The organism is Psychrobacter sp. Ps6 (assembly GCF_022129235.1).
GTDB lineage: Bacteria > Pseudomonadota > Gammaproteobacteria > Pseudomonadales > Moraxellaceae > Psychrobacter.
The window spans coordinates 1-1129 of the sequence record NZ_JADQAI010000164.1; the positions used below are offsets into that span (position 1 = coordinate 1).

Below are 1129 nucleotides of genomic sequence, written 5' to 3' on the forward strand. Positions count from 1 at the left end.
TTTATTTTATATTGGTCTACCAGCAAGTCCCCTAATTGATAAGCATCTTCAACAGGCATTGAGCTTGGTGCTGGATATGTCGTTTGTGCCTGTGTTTGTAAGGTATATAACAGACAGAAACATAACAACCACCGATAACCCGTTTTTATTTTTTCCATTACTTAATAATCCTTATTACGGCATAGCGGAAAATATATCTCTTCACCAATACCAAAATGCACCCAATACAAGGAGCGTTTCAAGCAGGTAATATAAAGCTAGCGAAGTACTCTCACTGTATGTGTTTTTAAGAACTCTTTAGCAAAGTCATTAACTTGTTCTTTTTGAGCTTCTGATAAATGACTCATTGCTTCAAGATAATCTTCTTTATAAATCTCATAAAGGGATTGTTTTTTATCCGTACCCATCGAATCTAAATATATTTTTGAGTAAGCAGCGCCAAGCACTTCATCTTTTTCTGGGTATGTGATTTGTGGCACCATATGTAAATACCGTGCAGCAAGAAATCTTATAGAAGTAGCATCTCCGGTATTAGCCATTTTTATCCAAATATCTAAAGCTTCTTCTTTATTTCCTTCATCATAAATTATAGATGCATAACCGACCATCCCTCTAAAATTACCCTGTTCAGCTGAAGCTTTGTATAAACGTTTTACTTCTTTTTTTCGCTTGCCCGGTATGAAAAACCAGCCATCACCAACCTCATAACTTCTACCTAATTCATATTGAGCATTCGCATCACCATGCTCTGCTGCTTTTTCTTTCCATTCAGTTTCTTCTGAGCCAGAATACAAAAGTGATAATCTATACATGGCTTTTGCATCTCCTTGTTTTGCTCTATCTTTTAATGCCTTTATCTGCTCAGCTCGGTACAGGTCTCTATCACCAAACACATTACGGCTAAATGAAAGCGCAAATTTAGCATCATCACTTCCTAATTTCGCAGCTTTAACTTCATATTCATGTTCTTTAGGGCTTTGAACCATAATGTTTGTTTTAAAACTTCTTGAATATGCCAAAGCGGCTTCTGCATTACCCTTGTCTGCCGCATATTTTAAATATGGTTGACCTTGTTTTATTTTATATTGGTCTACCAGCAAGTCCCCTAATTGATAAGCATCTTCAACAG

General features: G+C 36.2%; 1 protein-coding gene. It reads right to left on the minus strand.

Annotation, left to right across the window (positions count from 1 at the left end):
- Positions 1 to 257: 257 nt before the first annotated feature.
- Positions 258 to 1129 (minus strand): hypothetical protein (locus I3255_RS14600; protein ID WP_238039472.1); only part of this gene is annotated, 872 nt, incomplete at its 5' end.